This is a genomic window from Cryobacterium gelidum (assembly GCF_004403985.1).
Taxonomy (GTDB): domain Bacteria; phylum Actinomycetota; class Actinomycetes; order Actinomycetales; family Microbacteriaceae; genus Cryobacterium; species Cryobacterium gelidum.
Window position 1 is genome coordinate 12,964 of the sequence record NZ_SOHL01000005.1, and the last position, 19,718, is coordinate 32,681.

Below are 19,718 nucleotides of genomic sequence, written 5' to 3' on the forward strand. Positions count from 1 at the left end.
AAGCGACTGGTTAGACGTCGATACGGTCGCGGGAGAGTTTGTCGGAGCTTTCGATGATGAACTCCTTGCGTGGGGCAACGTCGTTGCCCATGAGCAACTCGAACACCCGTCCCGCGGCCTCTGCGTCGTCCACGCGCACGCGCCGCAGGGTGCGGTGGGCGCGTTCCATGGTCGTGGTCGCGAGCTGGTCGGCATCCATCTCACCGAGACCCTTGTAGCGCTGGATCGGGTCCTGATATCGGCGGTTCTTCTTCTCGAGTGCGCGCAACACCGAGTGCAGTTCGCTCTCGGAGTAGGTGTAGATGGTCTCGTTGGGCTTGCTGCCGGGATTCATGACGACGACCCGGTGGAGCGGCGGTACGGCGGCGAAAACGCGGCCCTCGGTAATCATGGGTCGCATGTAACGGAAGAACAGTGTGAGCAGCAGGGTGCGAATGTGTGCACCGTCAACGTCGGCGTCGCTCATGATGATCACCTTGCCGTAGCGCGCCGCTGACAGGTCAAAGCTTCGACCGGAACCGGCGCCGATCACCTGGATGATGGAGGCACACTCGGTGTTGGAGAGCATGTCGGCAACGGAGGCCTTCTGCACGTTGAGGATTTTACCGCGGATGGGCAGCAGTGCCTGGTGCTCGCTGTCGCGGGCGAGTTTCGCGGTGCCGAGAGCCGAGTCGCCCTCCACGATGAACAGTTCGCTCGTGGACACATCGTTGCTGCGGCAGTCGACCAGCTTGGCCGGCAGGGAGGAACTTTCCAGGGCGTTCTTACGTCGCTGGGTCTCCTTGTGCGCCCGGGCCGAGATGCGCGATTTCATCTCGGCGACGATCTTGTCGAGCAGCAACGCTGACTGTGTCTTGTCGTCGCGTTTGGGCGAGGCGTACCGCTCAGCCATGGCCTTCGCGACGACGTTCGCGACGATTGCTCGCACCGCGGGGGTGCCGAGCACTTCCTTGGTCTGACCCTCGAACTGCGGTTCGGGCAGGCGCACGGTGAGCACGGCGGTGAGGCCGGCCATCACGTCGTCCTTGTCGAGTTTGTCGCTGCCGACCTTGAGACGGCGGGCGTTCAGGTCGACCTGCGCTCGAAGAAACTTCAGCAGTCCCAGGTCGAAGCCGGCCTGGTGGGTGCCGCCCTTGGGGGTGGCGATGATGTTGACGAAGCTCTGCACGATCGTGTCGTAGCCGGTGCCCCAGCGCAGCGCGATGTCCACCTCGCAGTCTCGCACGAGCTCGGTCGGGACCATGGCTCCCTTGTCGGTGAGAACGGGGACGGTCTCGCTGAAGGTTCCGCTCCCGGTCAGCCGCCAGGTGTCGGTGATGGGGGCATCCGGTGCGAGGTGTTCGACGAATTCGGAGATGCCGCCGTCGAATTGGAACAGGCTGATCACCGGCTCATCGGTGCGCCGGTCGGCGACCTCGATGGCGAGCCCTGGCACCAGGAAAGCGGTCTGGCGGGCACGATTGAGGACCTCGTCGGTCTGGAACATGGCCCCCTTGGTGAAGATCTGACGGTCGGCCCAGTAGCGGATGCGGGTTCCCGTGACACCGCGCTTGACCTTGCCGATCACCCGCAGTTCGCTTTGATTCTCGAACGGGGTGAACGGGGTGAACGGGGCATCGGGGCTTTTCTCTCCGAGGTCGGCAAACAAGCCCGGTTCGCCGCGGTGGAACGACATCGCCCAGGTCTTCCCGTCGCGGTCAACCTCGACATCGAGACGCTCGGAGAGCGCGTTGACGACGGATGCGCCAACGCCGTGCAGCCCGCCCGACGCGGCATATGACCCACTGCCGAACTTCCCGCCCGCGTGCAGCTTGGTGAAGACGACCTCGACGCCGCTCAGGCCGGTCTTGGGTTCGATATCGACCGGGATGCCGCGGGCCGTGTCGCGCACTTCGACGCTCTGGTCCGGGTGCAGCTCGATATTGATGCTGGCGCCGTGCCCGCCCAGGGCCTCATCGACGGAGTTGTCGATGATCTCCCACAGGCAGTGCATCAGTCCGCGCGAGTCGGTAGAACCGATATACATGCCGGGGCGTTTGCGCACTGCCTCCAGTCCCTCGAGGACTGAAAGATGGCGCGCGGAATAGTCAGAGCTCACAACAACCAAGAATACCGGCCGCAACCGGCAATCTTTCGCGCCGGACTGGTCGGTCCTTACCGAGCGCCGCCCAGTGCACGTCTACGCGGTAAGCGAAATACCGGCCGTTCATCTCGTCATCTGCCCCACGGCGTGTTTACATTAGTTCAGAGGGTTCATGCATTTCAGTTTGGAGGAGGAGAATATGTCCCAAGACGTCACCGAAAATGGTGCGGTAAACAACCAGGGCGGCCCCCACCAGCTCACGGCAGCAGACCGCTGCGACGCGTGCGGCGCCCAGGCTTACATTCGTGTCGTCGTGAAGAACAGCGAACTGCTGTTCTGCGCGCACCACGGCCGGAAGCACCAAGAGAAGCTCGCGAGCATCGCCGAGAGCTGGCACGACGAATCAAGTCGTCTGCTCGAGGATCAGCGCTCCTAGCCGCTTACGACGGTCACGCAGTGACCGCAAAATGATACCGCGCAGGCGGCTGGCCTCGGCCAGCTGGCTGCGCGGTTCTTTCGTATCCGGGATCGTGATCCGGATTCGACATTCATTATGTGTTATTCGGGGCTGTGGCCCACCCGCACGGCGACCTGATTGCGGGCGGCCTGCGCGGTCTCATCGACTGATTCCGCCGCTGTGCCACGTAAATACTCAAGTCCGTGGCGGGTGAACACCGCCCGCAGCAGGTGGTCCGCAAGTGCGGGGTTCCGCGCGAGCACGGGGCCGTGCAGGTGGGTGCAGAACACCTCCCCCATCGTCAGCCCTTCGATCCGTGGGCCGGATGTCCGATCGCCGTTGCCGGTACCGTAGACCACCCGGCCGAGCGGACTGGCTTCGGCGCCGACATAATCGCGCGCGTGGTTTTCGAACCCGATCAGACGCCCGTATTTCGATGCGACGATGATGTCATCGGTGGCGCGGGTCGCCCGGGGCACGGCCTGACCGGCCACAAGACCCAGACCCTCCAGAACGGTGCCGTCGGCCAGGTCGATCCCCCAGCTGAGCAATTCCCAGCCGGTACCGACGGCCAGGATGGGCACGCCGGAGTTGGACCAGACGCGCAGATCCTCAACCAGGGTTCGTAGCGCGTCTCGGGCTGGCACGAGCGCAGCATCCGTTCCGGAACCGATCGACACGGCGTCCACGTGTTCGGGAAGGTCGGCGCGGGAGTGCACGTCGACGACCTGCGCGTCGTGACCGCTCCAGCGAATCCGCTGCGCAAGCACCCGGGCGTTGCCGGCATCACCGTTGGTGTCGAGCAGGCGCGGCAACAACGAAACGACCGTGAACGGACGCTGAAGCGAAGTGACGGTCATTTACGATTCTCCAGCATTCGAGACGAGGCCGAGGTGCGCGCGGGTGCGCCGCATGCCGTCGGCGGAGAAAATAATGGTTTTCACCCCGGATGCGGGATCGGGTAGCGCCAGGAACGCATCGAGTGCGGTCGGGACATCGGGTTCGATGCGGTCCACCGTGACGTTGTCGTAGGCCAGCTGCAGGGCGATGTCGTGTGCCTTGAGCCCGGAGGCAATGAGCACGTGGCCGAGGCCTGAGGTGTCCACCGGCCAAAAATAGGACGGGTCACGGACGTCGGATCCGATGATCACGAGAATCTGCTCGGTGCCGGATTCGAGACTGTCGACGTTCAGCTGAAAGCTCGATGGGTTTTGTACGAGCACGAACTCGATGGTCTTGCCGCCAACGGTGACGACCTCGCCGCGACCGAAGACGGCCGGCATGGCTGACAGTGCGGCGCACGCTCTGGCCGGATCGAAATGCTGCCCCAGCGTTGCCTGTGCCGTGCTCAATGCTGTCAGGGCGTCGACGGCATAGTGGATGCCGCGGGCCGGCAAGCGAATGCTGTGGGCAACAGAGTCGAATTCCACGTCAGCGTCCCGACCGAGAACGCGGGTGAGCTGCATTCCGGTGCCGGGCGGCAGGCGGGTCGATGCGGTCTCGGCATAGCCCAGGCCGCGAGGATACTGGGCGAGAACCTCGGCGGAAACCCCGTACCGGGCCACCGGCACAGTGGGTTCGAGGGCGTCGCCAAGGTCGGCGAGGTATCGGTCATCGGCGTTGATCACGACGGTGTCCGCCGCGCGAGCGGCGATTTTCGCGAGCAGGGCGGCGACCATTTCGGAGTCGTGAAAACGGTCGATCTGGTCGACCATGACATTGGTGAGGGCGACAACTCGCGGAGTCAGTGACGCGGCAATGAACGCCCCGTGTCCTTCGTCCATTTCCAGCACGGCGACATCACCGGTGATTCGCCCGGACAGGGAGACCCGTTCCAGGAGAGCGCTGGTTAGACCTTGGCTGATGTTGGCCGTCGACTGATTGGTGAATACGGCCAGGCCGTGGGCACGCAGGACAGCGACGAGCATCTTGGTCGTCGTCGATTTACCACTGGACCCGGTCACGATAACAAGCCCGAGGGGAAATCCGTTGAGCGTTGTGGTTAGGAAGCCCGGGGCAATGCGGTTGACGACGACCCCGGGAATGGCTGAGCCACCGCCCGGTTTGCGCCAGCGAGCCAGAACCCGTACGCCACGACCGATGAGAATCGCGGGAGCGTACCGCAGGGACCGCACGAACCCGGTGTTGCGATGGGTTGGCCCTGTCACTGTCACGTTTACTCGAGGTAGTCGCGCAGGGACTGCGACCGGGATGGGTGACGAAGCTTGGCCATCGTCTTGGATTCGATCTGGCGGATACGCTCGCGGGTGACACCGAAGGTGTCGCCGATCTGGTCGAGTGTCTTCGGCATGCCGTCGCCGAGGCCGAAGCGCATGCGGATCACGCCGGCTTCGCGCTCAGACAGCGAGTCGAGCAGGCTTTCCAGCTGTTTCTGCAGCATGGTGAAGCCAACGGCATCCGCCGGCACCACGGCTTCAGTGTCTTCGATGAGGTCACCGAATTCGCTGTCGCCATCTTCACCGAGTGGCGTGTGCAGGGAGATCGGTTCGCGTCCGTACTTCTGTACCTCGACGACCTTTTCGGGTGTCATGTCGAGTTCGCGGCTGAGCTCTTCTGGGGTGGGTTCGCGACCAAGGTCCTGCAGCATCTGGCGCTGCACCCGGGCCAGCTTGTTGATGACCTCGACCATGTGCACCGGAATGCGGATGGTGCGCGCCTGGTCGGCCATGGCGCGAGTGATCGCCTGACGAATCCACCAGGTGGCATAGGTGCTGAACTTGAAACCCTTGGTGTAGTCGAACTTCTCCACTGCACGAATGAGGCCGAGGTTGCCCTCCTGGATCAGGTCGAGGAACTGCATTCCACGTCCGGTGTAGCGCTTGGCGAGCGAGACGACGAGACGCAGGTTGGCGCCGAGGAGGTGACTCTTGGCTCGGGCGCCGTCCTTGGCGACCCACTGCAGCTCGCGTCCGAGGGCGTTCTTCTTCTCGGCGTCGGTCATCTCCGACAGCTTGTCTTCGGCGAACAGGCCTGCTTCGATGCGCATCGCCAGCTCGACCTCTTCGGCAGCGTTAAGCAGGGCGACCTTACCGATCTGCTTCAGGTAGTCCTTGACCGGGTCGGCCGTGGCCCCGGTGATGGCGCTGGAATAGACCGGGACTTCGTCGTCGTCGTCGACGAGCGAGAGCACGAGGGCTCCCTTGGGCAGCGGTTCCGTGGACGCCGATCGCTTGGTGCTGTCATCGTCAGAATCGTCGTCGTCGGGTTCAGAGCCGCCCTCGACGTCGGCCTCGTCGTCCCTCTTGACGACCTTGGCCTTGGTAGCGCGCTTCTTCGGTGCCGCCTTCTCGGCGACCACACCGCCAGCTGCAGTCTCCTTCGTCGCGGCGGCCTCGGCCTTTGCCGCTGCGGCCTTTGTGACGGCCTTCTTGGCCGCCGGTACGACGGAAGTCGTGACGGACTCGTCGGTCACCTCGGTCTTGACGGTGGTTACCATTCGAACACCTCTCATGCGGAGTCTTACCTGCTTCTGATACCCGACGGGAGGCAGAAGCGTTTTCGGGCAGAACTTGGACCCATGTCAAGTCCGGGGATGCTCACACCGAAATAAATTCAGCGTTCCCCAGACCAGAACGGGTCCTAGATCTAATTATTGCACGGTTTGTCTGGACGACAAGCCACGTCGCGTACTACTATTGAGGACCTCGCCGTTTCCAGATGCGTGATAGTGCAACCCAGACCGGTGCGACTTCTATTCCCTCGTCGCGGGAGAGTTGGCGCCGGGTTCGCCGCCGGGCCTGCACTAAGAAGCCGACGCCGATTCCGACGACGACGTATTGAACCGAGAACGCCACCCGGAACGCATCGAGCGTATACAGGTCACTCGCCGCTCCCCCCGCGACGCGCCATCCGTTTTGCAGGTCGAGCAGCAACCCGATCAGGTACATCATGACGAAGCTCGCGGTGAAGCCGCCGACATTGACGACGCCATTGGCCGAGCCCTGGCTGCGCTGTGGGTTGAAGGTGCGCGCGAAGTCGAAACCGATGAGGGAGCCGGGGCCGCCGATACCCAGTACCACCAGCAAGAGCACGATCGTCCAGAGAGGTGGAACTCCAGGCCAGAGCAGCACGACCGCCCAGGCGGCGCCGATACCCGTCACGATGCCGAGCACGATGTTGCTGCGGCGCAGCGGGTAGCGCGCCGTCAGCAGGCCCAGGATCGGGCCGAAGACCAGGCCGGCTCCGACCAGCACCGTGAGCATTCCGGCCGCGAACGTCGGTTCATAGCCCAGGCCGAAGACCATGAATGGATAGCCCCAGAGCAGCGTGAAGACGGTACCGGAGGATTGGCTCACGTAGTGGGACCAGAATCCGAGTTGGGTACCGGGGCGTTTGAAACTGTGCCGCAGCTGGGTCAGCGCGATGCCGAGGCTGTTGGCGTGCACCTGCTCGGTGACATTTTTCGGCCGGTCCTGCACAAAAATGATCACCACGATCAGGGCGATCACCGCCACGGATGCCGCCGACAGGAAGGCCGGCGTCCAGCCGCTCGTGTGGAGCAACCAGGCGAGGGGAATCGCGGAGAGCACCTGGCCCAGTTGGCCGATGTTGCCCATCCACTGGGACAAGAGTGGAACGATGCGACCGCTGAACCAGGAGCTGATGAGGCGGATCATCGAGATGAAGATGGTCGCGTCGCCTGCGCCGACCAGAATGCGGCCGATGACGGCGACGGTGATGTCCGGAGCCAGTGCCAGGGCGATCTGACCGGCGACCATCAGCGCTGTGCCGGTGATCATGAGAACCCTCGGACCGTACCGGTCGATCAACACGCCCACTGGAATCTGCGCGGCGGCGTAGACGATGAGTTGGACGACGGCCAAGCTCGAGAGAATGGCGGCCGAGCCCCCGAATTTTTCTGTGGCGGCCACCCCCGCGATGCCCATTGACGTGCGCTGCAGCACGGCCGAGAGGTACGCGAAGGACCCGATGATAAAGATCAGGGTGGAGCGACGAGAGTTCACTCGATCCAACCTATCGCGTCCACCCGACGGGGAACTGGCTGCGCGGCCGCTGGCGATGGACAGCGGGCCTAGCTCGGGGCCCCATCGTCACGGCTGCGACGCAGGGCGAGAAAATTCTCGAGTTCCGCGGCGATCTCGTCGGCCGACGGAAGTTCACCGTCTTCGTCTGTGAGTGGCGACCGTAGCTGACTGCCTTCCATATAGGCGTCGTAGCGTTGTTCGAGGGTGCCGACGAGTTTTGCCAGCTCCGGATTACTCTGCACCTGGTCGTCGATGCGTGCGACGAATTCTCGATTGGCTTCACGCAGGCGATCGGTCGGAAAGATCAACCCGGTCGAAGCACTCGTGCTCTCCAGTGCGCTCAGGGCCGCCGCGGGGAATTCAGTATCGCCCAGATAGTGCGGAATGAGCAGCACGTACCCGACGGTGGAGGCACCACGTTCCTGCAGCCGGAATTCCAGCAGGTGCAGGGCGTTGGCCGCGACTTGGGTGTGCGGCCGCCAAACCGAGCGATTCTCGATGAGATCGGAGCGGTTGCCGCTGACCGTCACGCCGATCGGACGGGTATGAGGAACAGGCATAGGAATAGCATGCACCCAGGTCGTCGAGGCGACCGTAAACCGATCGACGAGCTGCAGCACGGCCGCTGTGAACTGTTCCCAGCGGAAGTCGGGTTCGAACCCGGTCAGGAACAGGAACGGTTGCCCGATCTCGTCGTGGGCCAGGTACAGCTGCAGTGTTGGCGGCTGGTAATCGGTCAGGTGATCCTGATCGAAGTAGATGATCGGGCGCCTGGCGCGATAGTCGAGCAGGGTGTCGGTATCGAACGTCGCCACCACGGTGTGATCCAGTGTGGTCAAGAGGTAGTCGGTGAACTGCGCGACCGCGCCACCGGCATCCGCGAAGCCGGTGAGTCCAGCAATCAGGTGTAGTCCTTCCGGCACGCCATCGGCGTCGGCGGTGAGTGCGTACAGCTCCTCGGGGTCTAACATTCTTTAACTCTAATCCGGGGGCCTCGTTTGTGCTGTGTTCAGGGGCTTTGAATATCGTGCCTAGAGCGAACAGCCGCGACCACGTGCGGGCTGCGGCCATGGTTACCATCGAGACATGACTGTTCCCACGTTGTCCCTGTCCACCGAATCCGCGCGTGACTCTGCCGCCGACATTCTCATCCTCGCTTCACTCCAAACGGATGATGGGGCGCAGCTGCTCGCGGACGTCACGCTCGGCGACGCCCTGATCGCGTCGGTGACAGCTCAACTGCCGTTCTTGAATGTGACCGGAGCGCGTGACGAGGTGGTGCGCCTGGTGGCCGCTGTCGGTACGCCGCGCAGCATCGCCATCGTTGGGCTCGGACGCCGAGTCAGCACCGATTCCCTCCGACACGCGGCCGGTTCGGCCGTACGCCAGCTGACCGGTGCGGTCTCGGTGGCCTTCGCGCTCCCTCTGCCCGACGCAGACCAGGTCGAAGCTGTATTGGAAGGTGCAGCCCTCGGCGGCTACTCATACACGGCGTATCGGCACAATTCGTTGGCCGCAGCCAAGCTGCCAGCCCAGAACGTCGTGGTGCACACCGCGACACCGGCAGCATCCGCTGTAGAACGCGCCCGGATCAGCGCCGAGGCCATTCGTCTGGTCAAGGACCTGGTGAACATGCCGCCGCTCGACCTGTACCCGGCCTCGCTCGCCGACCTGGCAGTCGAGGCCGCGAGCGGCCTGCCGCTCACTGTGACGGTGTGGGATGAGCAGCAGCTCGCTGCCGACGGGTTCGGCGGCATTGCGGGCGTTGGGGCCGGGTCAACCCGCCCTCCGCGCCTGGTCAAACTCAGCTATACCCCGGCCGAAGCCAGCAAGCACCTCGCCCTCGTCGGCAAGGGAATCACGTTTGACACCGGCGGGCTCTCGCTGAAGTCGCCGGCCTCGATGGTTGGAATGAAGTACGACATGACCGGTGCCGCCACGGTGCTCGCGGTTGTGGTTGCCGCTGCCAGGCTCCAGCTGCCGGTGCGCATCACCGCGTGGATGTGCATCGCTGAGAATATGCCGTCGGGGTCAGCCATTCGTCCTAACGACGTGCTGCGCCTGCGCGGCGGACGCACGGTCGAAGTGCTCAATACAGATGCCGAGGGTCGCCTTGTGCTTGCCGACGGTCTCGTCGCTGCGGCTGAAGAACACCCGGACGCCATCATCGACGTCGCCACCCTCACCGGCGCCGCTGTCGTCGCGCTGGGAAACCGGTATTTCGGCACGATGGGTGATGACGCTCTCGTACAACACGTGCTCGCCGCCAGCGCCGCGGTCGGCGAGACTGCTTGGCCGATGCCGTTCCCCGAGGAGTTGCGCGCCACTCTCAATTCCGACGTTGCCGACATCGCCAACGCCAAAATTGGCAGCTCGGCCGGAGGCATGCTGCTCGCCGGGGTTTTTCTTCAGGAATTCATCGGAACGGATGCGGCCGGCCAGAGGATACCGTGGGCCCATCTCGACATCGCCGGACCGGCGCAGAACTCCGGATCCAGCTGGGGATTCACTGCCGCCGGACCGACCGGGGTATCTGTTCGGGCACTTCTGCGACTGGCCGAGGACTTTTCACGCCCGTAGTACAGTCGAAGGGGCAAGAAAAGCTTGTCAAACCACGCGGCCGATCAGCACAATATTGTCGGCCAGCGTGGCGAAGCGTAAAGCGCGAGGGAGTAGCTGAGTGTCGGATCAGAATTTTGACATTGTCGTTCTCGGTGGCGGAAGCGGTGGATACGCAGCGGCGCTGCGATCCGTGCAGCTGGGATTCACCGTCGGTCTGATCGAGAAGGGCAAACTCGGCGGCACCTGCCTGCACGTCGGTTGCATTCCGACCAAGGCCCTCCTGCACTCGGCTGAGGTCGCCGACGTCAGCCGCGAAGCCGCGAAGTACGGCGTCAAGACCGCGTTCGACGGTATCGACATGGCCGCCGTCACCGCGTTCCGCGAGGGCATCGTGGCGAGCAAGTTCAAGGGACTGCAGGGCCTGGTCAAGGCGCGCGGGATCACCGTCATCGAGGGCGAAGGCCGCTTGGTCTCTCCCACCACCGTTCAGGTTGGCGACGACATGATCGTCGGCAAGAACGTGATTCTGGCTACCGGTTCCTACACCCGTTCACTGCCCGGCCTTGAGCTCGGCGGCCGTGTGATCACCAGTGAGACCGCACTCGCCCTGGACTACGTCCCCAAGAAGGTCGCCGTGCTCGGCGGTGGCGTCATCGGCGTCGAATTCGCGAGTGTCTGGAAGTCCTTCGGCGCCGACGTCACGATCATTGAAGCCCTGCCGCACCTGGTTCCCAATGAAGAGGAGTCAATCTCCAAGCAGCTGGAGCGCGCGTTCCGCAAGCGCGGTATTGAATATTCTCTCGGTATCCGCTTTCAGAGCGTCACTCAGTCCGACGCTGGTGTGGTCGTCACCCTGGAGAACGGGGCGACCGTCGAAGCCGACCTGCTGCTCGTGGCCGTCGGCCGTGGACCGGTCACTGCGGGGCTCGGCTACGACGAAGTCGGCGTCACCATGGACCGCGGGTTCGTCATTACCGACGAGCGCCTGGCCACGAACATCCCCGGCGTCTATGCCGTGGGCGATATCGTTCCCGGCCTGCAGCTGGCACACCGCGGTTTCCAGCAGGGCATCTTTGTCGCCGAGGAAATTGCCGGGTTAAACCCGATCATCGTCGAGGACCTGAATATCCCCAAGGTCACCTACTCGGATCCCGAAGTGGCCTCCGTCGGCTACAGCGAAGCCAAGGCCGCTGACAAATTCGGTGCCGACCAGATCTCCACCTACGAGTACAACCTCGGCGGAAACGGCAAGAGCTCCATTCTTGGCACCGCCGGTTCGGTCAAGCTCGTGCGGGTCAAGGACGGCCCCATCGTGGGCATTCACATGATCGGCGCCCGCGTCGGCGAACTCATCGGCGAAGGCCAGCTCGTGGTGAATTGGGAAGCGTACCCGGAGGACATCGCTCCGTTCCTGCACGCGCACCCGACGCAGAACGAAGCGCTGGGCGAGGCTTTCCTAGCTATTGCCGGCAAACCGCTTCACGCGATGTAGACGGTTCCCACAATTTTTATCCAATTTTCAGACAAGCAAACGGTTTTAAAGGAGACATACGCATGAGCGAATCCGTCAGCCTCCCCGCACTCGGAGAGAGTGTCACAGAGGGCACGGTCACCCGCTGGCTCAAGAGCGTGGGCGACCGCGTGGAGGTCGACGAGCCGTTGCTCGAGGTATCGACCGACAAGGTGGACACAGAAATTCCGTCGCCGGTCGCCGGCATCATCGAAGCCATCCTGGTGCAGGAAGACGAAACCGTCGAGGTCGGCACCCCTCTTGTCACGATCGGCGATGGATCCGCCGCCGCCGCTCCCGCGGCTGAGGCGCCCGTTGCTGAAGCGCCGGCGGCTGAGGCTCCGGCCCCGGTCGCAGCGCCGGAGCCCGTTGCGGTCCCGGTCGCAGCGGCCCCCGCACCCGTTGCCGTTCCCGAGCCCGTCGCTGCCGCACCGGCACCGGTCGTTGCCGCACCAGCACCGGCCGCACCAGCACCGGCCGCACCGGCACCCGTCGCGGCTGCACCGGCGCCGGTCGTTGCCGCACCAGCACCCGTTGCCGCACCGGCACCCGCTGCCGCCTCCCCCGCGGTTCGTGGCTCACACGCCGGAACCAGCGGGTACGTCACCCCGATCGTGCGCAAGCTTGCGAATGAAGCCGGCGTTGACCTGTCGAAGATCAGCGGCACCGGAGTGGGCGGACGCATCCGCAAGGAAGATATCGTGCTCGCCGCCTCGGCTGTTGGAACGGCCCCGTCCGCCCCGGTTGTCGAGGTATCGCCGCTGCGAGGAACCACCCAGCCGATGTCCCGCCTGCGCAAGGTTGTCGCCGAGCGCGCCGTCATCTCAATGCAATCGTCCGCTCAGCTCACGACCGTGGTCGAGGTGGACGTCACGCGGGTAGCGATGCTCCGCGACCGGGTCAAGGGCGCGTTTGCCGAAAAGACCGGCAACAAGCTCTCGTTCCTGCCGTTCTTCGCCCTCGCGGCAGCCGAGGCCCTTCGTGCCATCCCGATCGTGAACGCCACCATCGATGGCGACACGATCGTGTACCCGTCCCAGGAGAACATCAGCATTGCCGTCGACACCGAACGTGGCCTGCTGACTCCGGTTGTGCGCAACGCCGGAGAACTCGATCTGGCCGGTTTCGCCGCCCAGATCGCTGACCTCGCCGCCCGCACCCGGGACAACAAGCTCAAGCCCGACGAGCTGAGCGGCGGAACATTCACGCTGACCAACACCGGTTCGCGCGGCGCTCTGTTCGACACGCCCGTCGTGTTCCTGCCGCAGAGCGCCATTCTCGGCACAGGGATCGTCTACAAGAAGCCTCTCGTTGTCACCAATGATGGTCTTGACTCGATCGCGATCCGATCGAGCGTCTATCTCGCACTGTCCTACGATCACCGCATCATCGACGGTGCGGATGCAGCCCGCTTTCTCACCACGATGAAGTCACGGCTTGAAGCCGGCGCGTTCGAGGGCAACCTCGGCATCTAACGGCACTGCATCATCGACACCGAGATCGCTCAGTAGTCGAAAATCTCACGAAGACGCCAGCCGCCCTCGCCCTTGACCACAAGGACCGAGGCCGGCTGGCTTTTTTCTTGTCCGGGTGCCGGGGTCAGGGCAACAACGGCCACATCCCCGCTTCGTTCAGCGAGGGACGGCACGTAGCCCGCATAGTCGATGAGGGTCCGTCCGGATCCGCCTTGCTGACGCTCGCGTGCGGCGTAGCTGTCTGATGCCAGCATGGCCGACCCGGTCTGATCCACGTCGACCAGGCAGACGAGTGACGCAGAGGCCAGGCAGGTCGCTCGACGGGCGAGCAGAGCCAGCACGGCCGACACCGGGTCATCCCCCGCTATCGCCGTAGTGTCGGTGTCCGCGGCGGAACCGCCGCGGACAGGCTGATCGCCCAGGATCGCTGAGCCGGCGGCGTCCACTGGTACGTCGGCCGGAACTCGTGCTGCGGCTGTCGGCTCGTCTGTAGCCCCCTCGTTGACACTGAGTCCTGATTCACCGGCGAGTCCTGATTCACCGGCGCGCCCTGATCCACCAGCAGGTCCAGACCCCGGCAGCAGGGTCAGTGCAAGCACGAGAAGGCTCACGCCGCCGATAATTGCGACCAGAACGGGCCGCTGATGATCGTGCAACCGTTGGCGTAGAGCGTGCCCGGCAGCTTTGATCGGATGCGAGTCGACCACGGCTGCGAGTGCTCGACCAAGCTTCACCAGCGGGTACGGTCCCCGCGCGAGGTCAGTGTCCCGCCCGGGGAGTCCACGCATCGCGTCACTCCCGTGGCCGAAGCGCCCGCGGGGCAACCCGACGGCGAGGTCAGCGGCGAGGTCAGCGTCGAAGTCAGCGTCGAAGTCAGCGTCGAAGTCAGCGTTCAATCGATCGGTAGAACCATCGGCAACGTCATCGTCGGAATGCTTCACGCTGGCCGCCACCACGGGCGCGAACGGATCTGGTTCCCACGCGGTGGGCAGTTCTACTGGGCCGATCAGCCCGTGGCGGAGCCGAGCACCGCTCACGTGCCGAGCTCCCGTCTCAACCGCTTTTTCGGCCTGGTCGTGGGCATCCGGCCGGGTAGCGGGGTAAAAGCCTCGAAGGGGCTCGGCGTCGGCCCAGTCGAAGAGGTCGTGCTCCAGTGTGCCAAGAACGGAACCGACGTGCGCTCCGGCATCGGCCTTTCCTGAGCCTGATCGCTCCACCGTCGGGTTCAGGGCCGCCTGGAATCGACGAAGCAGGGCTGTCCCGCCAGCGTAGAGCGCGTGCGTTGCATCGACCGCGTCGACGAGACTCTCCAGCACCATGCCGAGGCGTTCGTAGTCGGCCCGCAACAGGCGCATCCGTTCTCGGGGCTCGTCCCTAAACTGTCGAACGGCGCCGAGACCAGCCAGCACGGCACGGCCATTACCGTCGAGCAAAATTGTGGCCTGGGTCACGTTCCCATGCGCGAAGCCCGCCGCGTGCATAGCGTCAAGGCCCACGGTGACGGGTGCAAGGAGGGTCACGGCCTCACCGGGCGACAGATTCGGATGGTCGACCAGATACCTGGCCAGTGATCCCCCGGTCAACCGTTCCTGAACCAGGCAGATGCGTCCATCACCGAGCTGCGCAACATCGAGCAGACGCACGAGTCCGAGCGCTGCCGCCGACGAGAGCACGGCGATATCGAGTTCGATGCTCGCCGGCTCGGTGTCGGCGTGGAAAACCTTGAGGGCCACCGGGCTCCCCGTACCGGAATGACCCAGGTACACCACGGCTCGATCCCCCGTGCCAAGCAATCGGATCACGTGGTGTCCGGCGATGACCCTATCGGTGTGCACCATTGGCGCACCTCCGACCTCGTCGGGAACACGGCGTGGAGCCTGCCGGCGGCGGCGGGCCAGCGAGGCCGTTTCGTCGACCGAATTCGAGGTGGGTCCAGTGCGTCGTTTCACGCGACCATGATCGAGCGGGCGCTCAACGGACTGACCCGCGGGCCCCTCATTCGTGCAGTGGCGGAGACGGGCGCCACTGTGGAGGAGAACTCGCCGCGCCCTGACACTCGCTGCGCCCCGAGCAGCTCCCGTGCCCCCTAGACTGAGCAGATGCTCGACTTTGTCGTCGCGGGGCTAAGCGCCAACTCCGTGCCGTATGTTGAGGGCCTTGAGCTCCAACGCGCAGTCCATCGCTCCGTCGTCGCACTGGAGCGACCGGACACCGTCCTCCTTCTGGAGCATCCGGCCGTTTACACCGCCGGAAAACGCACCCTGCCCGACGAACGGCCCGTGGATGCCACGCCGGTCATCGACGTCGACCGGGGTGGCAAAATCACCTGGCACGGCCCGGGACAGCTGGTCGGTTATCCGATCCTGCACCTGCAGGAACCCGTCGACGTCGTTGGCTACGTTCGGTCAATCGAAGGCATCCTGATCGAGGTGTTGATCGAATTCGGTATCGCTGCCATCCGCGTCGCCGGACGCTCCGGGGTGTGGGTCGGTTCAGCCGGCCACGAAGATAAGATCGCCGCCATCGGAATCCGCGTCGCCCAAGGCGTCACCATGCACGGCTTCGCGCTTAATTGCAGCAACTCGCTCGAGCCATACTCTCGCATCATCGCCTGCGGAATTCGCGATGCCGGCGTGACCACAATGTCACGCGTGCTCGGGCGCACCATCGACCCGGGTGAATTAGTCGACCCGATCACGGCCGCCTTCCGCCGCAACACGAGCATGAACCCCGCCAGCATGACCCCCGCCAGCCTCGACACCGTCAGGACGAACGCATGAGCGCAGTACCCGAAGGCCGCAAACTCTTGCGCTTGGAAATTCGTAACGCCGAAACGCCGATTGAACGCAAGCCAGCCTGGATCAAAACGGTTGCCAAAATGGGGCCGGAGTATCAAAAACTACAGGGCCTGGTCAAGAGCGAAAATCTGCACACCGTCTGCCAGGAGGCGGGCTGCCCGAACATTTTTGAATGTTGGGAAGACCGCGAAGCGACCTTCCTGATCGGTGGCTCACAGTGCACCAGACGGTGTGACTTCTGCCAGATCGATACCGGCAAACCCGCCGACTATGACACCGACGAACCGCGCCGCGTGGGCGAATCCGTTGTGACGATGAACCTGCGCTATGCAACCGTGACCGGCGTCGCCCGCGACGACCTGCCGGATGAGGGAGCCTGGCTCTATGCGGAAACGATTCGTCAAATTCACCAGCAAAGCCCCGGCACCGGTGTCGAGATTCTCGTGCCGGACTTCTCCGGTAATCCGGAGCACCTCGCCCAGGTGTTTGACGCCAAACCGGAGGTTTTCGCCCACAACGTTGAAACCGTGCCACGCATCTTCAAGCGCATCCGCCCGGCATTCCGGTATGACCGTTCACTCGACGTGCTCACTCAGGGTCGCAACGCCGGGCTGATCACCAAGTCCAACCTCATCCTCGGCATGGGTGAGGAACGCGCCGAGATCACCCAAGCGCTACACGACCTGCACGAGGCCGGCACCGACATCATCACCATCACGCAGTATCTGCGCCCGAGCGCGCGGCACCTGCCGGTCGCCCGCTGGGTGCGCCCGGAAGAATTCGTCGAGCTCAACGAGGAAGCCAAGGAGATCGGCTTTCTCGGCGTTCTCTCCGGGCCCCTCGTGCGCTCGTCCTATCGTGCGGGTCGACTGTGGGCGCAGTCGATGGTCGCGACTGGACGGGAAATTCCCGCCGAATTGCGCCAGTTGGCTGATGCTCAACTCGGGTTTGCCCAGGCCGTTTCGTGACGCAATTCGGTCACGCGGCATTCGAGTGACTGGGTAGTCTTATACCTATGGCACGCAGCAAGGAAAAGACCCCAAAAAAACCAAAACAGCCCGGCCGCCTGAAGCAAATGTGGCAGGTTTTCCAGATGACGAGACGCTACGACTCGAACATCGTCTGGATTCTGGTTGTGGCCTTCGTCGTACCCATTCTGATCAGTTTGGCACTGGCCCTGTTGATTCCGGGCAGCAACGTTTTCACTGTGGTGCTGTGGATCATCGCCGGCGTGCTCGCCGGTATCCTGGCGATGCTGATCATTCTTGGTCGACGTGCCGAAAAGGCCGCGTACTCACAGATCGAGGGTCAGCCCGGAGCGGTAGGGGCCGTGTTGCGCAGCTCGCTGAAGCGGGGATGGGTCGGCAGTGAGATGCCGGTGGCCGTCAACGGCAAGACGCAGGATGCGGTCTATCGTGCGGTTGGCCGTGGCGGCGTCGTACTGATCAGTGAGGGTCCCAAGACGCGCACTACCCGCATGCTCGACGAAGAAAAACGCAAAATTGTGCGCATCGGCGGGAATGTCGGCGTGACGGTGATCTCGGTTGGCCCTGACGAAGACGCCGTTCCGCTACATAAGCTCGCTCGCCGCCTGACCCGGATCAAGCCCACCCTGACCAAAGCCGAAGTGCTCGCCGTCAACAACCGTCTCAACTCCATGGGCACGAAACTTCCCATTCCCAAGGGCGTCGACCCGATGAAGGCCCGCCCTCAGCGCGGCTGATCACTACGAAACGATGAAGGGCCGGGCGCTGCGCGCCCGGCCCTTCATCGTTCTCGCCCATGTCGCTCTCCCTGCTTCGGGCTATGACCGAATGAGCGCCGTCCCCGCGATTTTGTCGTGGAAACCACGTTGGTCGGAATCCCAGACCAGCGCGGGAAGCGCGATTCCCAGCAGCACCGTGCGCACGAGGGGACGCCACAATCCGACCCATCCCCCGTGGATGGAAATGATCCGCAGCCCCACGAGCCGATGACCGATGCTGGCGCCGATCGTGGGTATGAACGCAATCTGCAGGATCACGAAGATGATCAGGTTCGCGGCCGGGTCGTAGCTGAAGAAGATCGAAGATACCCCGATCGCGATGCCCCAGTCGATGGCGAAACCAAGCAGGCGTCGCCCGGGGCGGCCTATGGAACCGGGCCCGGTCTGGGGCAATCCGAGGCGCTCCCCCGGCCATTTACTCGGTGGAAGCTGACCAAATGTGTTCGGGCGGGAGTTGGAGTCTGGCACCCGATGAGTCTACCGAGAGGGCGTCCCTGTAACATGGGCGAAACATAAGCGTCACGGACAAGTAACGCGGCGCTACTAATCTCAGGGGAGCCGTTGTGTCCGATTCGGCCATTTCCACGCCCTCGTCGTCTGGAGTTATTCCGCATGTTCCGCGATTCGTCCGAAGTGCTTAAATTCATCAAAGAGAATGACGTCAAGTTTCTTGACATCCGTTTCACCGATCTCCCCGGTGTGCAGCAGCACTTCAACATTCCGGCATCCACCGTCGACGAAGAGTTCTTCACCGTAGGCCAAATGTTCGATGGTTCCTCGATCCGCGGCTTCGCGTCGATTCACGAATCCGACATGCAGCTCATCCCCGATGTGTCGACCGCATACCTCGACCCGTTCCGTACCGAGAAGACGCTCATCATGCTCTTCGACATCTACAACCCGCGTAACGGTGAAATCTACTCCAAGGACCCGCGCCAGGTCGCCAAGAAGGCCGAGAAATACCTCGCATCCACGGGCATCGGAGACACGGCCCTCTTCGGTTCTGAAGCAGAGTTCTACATCTTCGACGATGTGCGCTACGAAGTGAACCAGCACACGAGCTTTTACTCCGTTGACTCCGGCGAAGGCGCCTGGAACTCCGGCAAGAAGGAGGTCGGCGGAAACCTCGCCAACAAGACGCCGTTCAAGGGCGGCTACTTTCCGGTCAGCCCGGTCGACCAGCACGTCGATATGCGCGACGACATCTGCCTCAAATTGATTGAATCGGGCCTCATCCTCGAACGCAGTCATCACGAGGTCGGCACCGGCGGCCAGGGTGAGATCAACTACCGATTCGACACGATGGTTCACGCCGCCGACGACCTGCTGAAGTTCAAGTACATCGTCAAGAACACGGCGCACGACTGGGGCAAGACCGCAACGTTCATGCCCAAGCCGCTGTTCGGCGACAACGGCTCCGGCATGCACACGCACCAGTCCCTGTGGGCTGATGGCAAGCCGTTGTTCTACGATGAGGCCGGCTATGGCGGACTGTCCGACGTGGCTCGCTGGTACATCGGAGGCCTGCTCAAGCACGCCCCGGCCGTGCTCGCGTTCACGAACCCCACGGTCAACTCCTACCACCGTCTCGTTCCCGGATTCGAGGCCCCGGTCAACCTGGTCTACTCGGCCGGTAACCGCTCGGCGTCGATCCGCATCCCGATCACCGGAACCAACCCGAAGGCCAAGCGTCTTGAATTCCGCGCTCCCGACGCGTCCGGTAACCCGTACCTCGCCTTTGCCGCACAGCTCATGGCCGGCCTCGACGGAATCAAGAACCGGACCGAGCCGCACGAGCCCGTCGACAAGGACCTCTACGAGTTGCCGCCCGAGGAAGCGAAAAACATCCCCCAAGTTCCCGCGTCACTCGAGGAGGCCCTGCAGGCTCTCGAAGCAGACCACGACTTTCTGCTCGCCGGAAACGTGTTCACGCCCGAACTGATCGAGACCTGGATCCAGTACAAGCGCGAAAACGAGATCAAGCCGCTCGCCCAGCGTCCGCACCCGTTCGAGTTCGAACTGTACTACGGCGTCTAAGCCATAGCAGTCGAAGCCATAGCAG

General features: G+C 63.6%; 16 protein-coding genes. 8 read left to right on the top strand and 8 right to left on the bottom strand.

Annotation, left to right across the window (positions count from 1 at the left end):
• Positions 1-10: 10 nt before the first annotated feature.
• Positions 11-2,098 (bottom strand): DNA gyrase/topoisomerase IV subunit B, encoded by a 2,088-nt coding sequence (locus E3T50_RS03175; RefSeq protein ID WP_134550554.1) that lies wholly within the window; start codon positions 2,096-2,098, stop codon positions 11-13.
• 184 nt (positions 2,099-2,282) lie between these two features.
• Between E3T50_RS03175 and E3T50_RS03180 the strand changes: the two genes are divergently transcribed.
• Positions 2,283-2,519 (top strand): DUF7455 domain-containing protein, encoded by a 237-nt coding sequence (locus E3T50_RS03180; RefSeq protein ID WP_134550555.1) that lies wholly within the window; start codon positions 2,283-2,285, stop codon positions 2,517-2,519.
• Positions 2,520-2,641: 122 nt separating this feature from the next.
• On the opposite strand, the gene E3T50_RS03185 is transcribed toward E3T50_RS03180, so the two are convergent.
• The 5 genes from E3T50_RS03185 to E3T50_RS03205 all read right to left on the bottom strand — a co-directional run bounded on the left by E3T50_RS03185 (position 2,642) and on the right by E3T50_RS03205 (position 8,517).
• A complete protein-coding gene (locus E3T50_RS03185; RefSeq protein WP_134550556.1) occupies positions 2,642-3,400 on the bottom strand; it encodes a type 1 glutamine amidotransferase in 759 nt (252 codons plus the stop codon).
• Complete coding sequence (locus E3T50_RS03190) at positions 3,401-4,708, bottom strand: MurT ligase domain-containing protein (RefSeq protein WP_134550557.1); 1,308 nt, start codon at positions 4,706-4,708, stop codon at positions 3,401-3,403.
• Positions 4,709-4,716: 8 nt separating this feature from the next.
• Positions 4,717-5,997 carry an RNA polymerase sigma factor gene (locus tag E3T50_RS03195; RefSeq protein ID WP_134550558.1) on the bottom strand — a complete coding sequence of 427 codons (1,281 nt, stop codon included), beginning with the start codon at positions 5,995-5,997 and terminating at the stop codon, positions 4,717-4,719.
• 196 nt (positions 5,998-6,193) lie between these two features.
• The gene (locus tag E3T50_RS03200; protein WP_134550559.1) at positions 6,194-7,525 is read right to left on the bottom strand and encodes an MFS transporter; all 1,332 of its coding nucleotides are present in this window, start codon (positions 7,523-7,525) and stop codon (positions 6,194-6,196) included.
• A gap of 68 nt (positions 7,526-7,593) precedes the next feature.
• Positions 7,594-8,517, bottom strand: a complete 924-nt coding sequence (locus tag E3T50_RS03205) for a proteasome assembly chaperone family protein (RefSeq protein ID WP_134550560.1) — start codon at positions 8,515-8,517, stop codon at positions 7,594-7,596.
• Positions 8,518-8,632: 115 nt separating this feature from the next.
• Between E3T50_RS03205 and E3T50_RS03210 the strand changes: the two genes are divergently transcribed.
• The 3 genes from E3T50_RS03210 (at position 8,633) to E3T50_RS03220 (ending at position 13,093) form a co-directional block, all read left to right on the top strand.
• Positions 8,633-10,126 carry a leucyl aminopeptidase gene (locus E3T50_RS03210; protein ID WP_134550561.1) on the top strand — a complete coding sequence of 498 codons (1,494 nt, stop codon included), beginning with the start codon at positions 8,633-8,635 and terminating at the stop codon, positions 10,124-10,126.
• A 100-nt stretch (positions 10,127-10,226) separates the two neighbouring features.
• Positions 10,227-11,600: a dihydrolipoyl dehydrogenase gene (gene lpdA, locus E3T50_RS03215; protein WP_134550562.1), complete on the top strand. Its 1,374-nt coding sequence runs from the start codon at positions 10,227-10,229 to the stop codon at positions 11,598-11,600.
• 62 nt (positions 11,601-11,662) lie between these two features.
• Positions 11,663-13,093: a 2-oxo acid dehydrogenase subunit E2 gene (locus E3T50_RS03220; protein ID WP_134550563.1), complete on the top strand. Its 1,431-nt coding sequence runs from the start codon at positions 11,663-11,665 to the stop codon at positions 13,091-13,093.
• Between the two features lie 29 nt (positions 13,094-13,122).
• Here the strand turns inward: E3T50_RS03220 and E3T50_RS03225 are convergent, their stop codons facing one another.
• A complete protein-coding gene (locus tag E3T50_RS03225; protein WP_134550564.1) occupies positions 13,123-15,042 on the bottom strand; it encodes a protein kinase domain-containing protein in 1,920 nt (639 codons plus the stop codon).
• Positions 15,043-15,192: 150 nt separating this feature from the next.
• Here E3T50_RS03225 and lipB point away from each other — a divergent pair, with 150 nt between their 5' ends.
• From lipB to E3T50_RS03240, 3 genes are read left to right on the top strand one after another with little or no spacing between them, the layout of a single operon-like run.
• Positions 15,193-15,873 (top strand): lipoyl(octanoyl) transferase LipB, encoded by a 681-nt coding sequence (gene lipB, locus E3T50_RS03230; RefSeq protein ID WP_134550565.1) that lies wholly within the window; start codon positions 15,193-15,195, stop codon positions 15,871-15,873.
• Positions 15,870-16,859: a lipoyl synthase gene (lipA, locus tag E3T50_RS03235; protein WP_134550566.1), complete on the top strand. Its 990-nt coding sequence runs from the start codon at positions 15,870-15,872 to the stop codon at positions 16,857-16,859. The genes lipB and lipA overlap by 4 nt, the downstream gene beginning before the upstream one ends.
• A 47-nt stretch (positions 16,860-16,906) precedes the next feature.
• The gene (locus E3T50_RS03240) at positions 16,907-17,614 is read left to right on the top strand and encodes a DUF4191 domain-containing protein (RefSeq protein WP_134550567.1); all 708 of its coding nucleotides are present in this window, start codon (positions 16,907-16,909) and stop codon (positions 17,612-17,614) included.
• A gap of 81 nt (positions 17,615-17,695) precedes the next feature.
• On the opposite strand, the gene E3T50_RS03245 is transcribed toward E3T50_RS03240, so the two are convergent.
• Positions 17,696-18,124, bottom strand: coding sequence for an RDD family protein (locus E3T50_RS03245; RefSeq protein ID WP_134550568.1), 429 nt, complete (start codon positions 18,122-18,124; stop codon positions 17,696-17,698).
• A 144-nt stretch (positions 18,125-18,268) separates the two neighbouring features.
• Between E3T50_RS03245 and glnA the strand changes: the two genes are divergently transcribed.
• Positions 18,269-19,693: a type I glutamate--ammonia ligase gene (gene glnA, locus E3T50_RS03250; protein WP_134458285.1), complete on the top strand. Its 1,425-nt coding sequence runs from the start codon at positions 18,269-18,271 to the stop codon at positions 19,691-19,693.
• Positions 19,694-19,718: the final 25 nt, after the last annotated feature.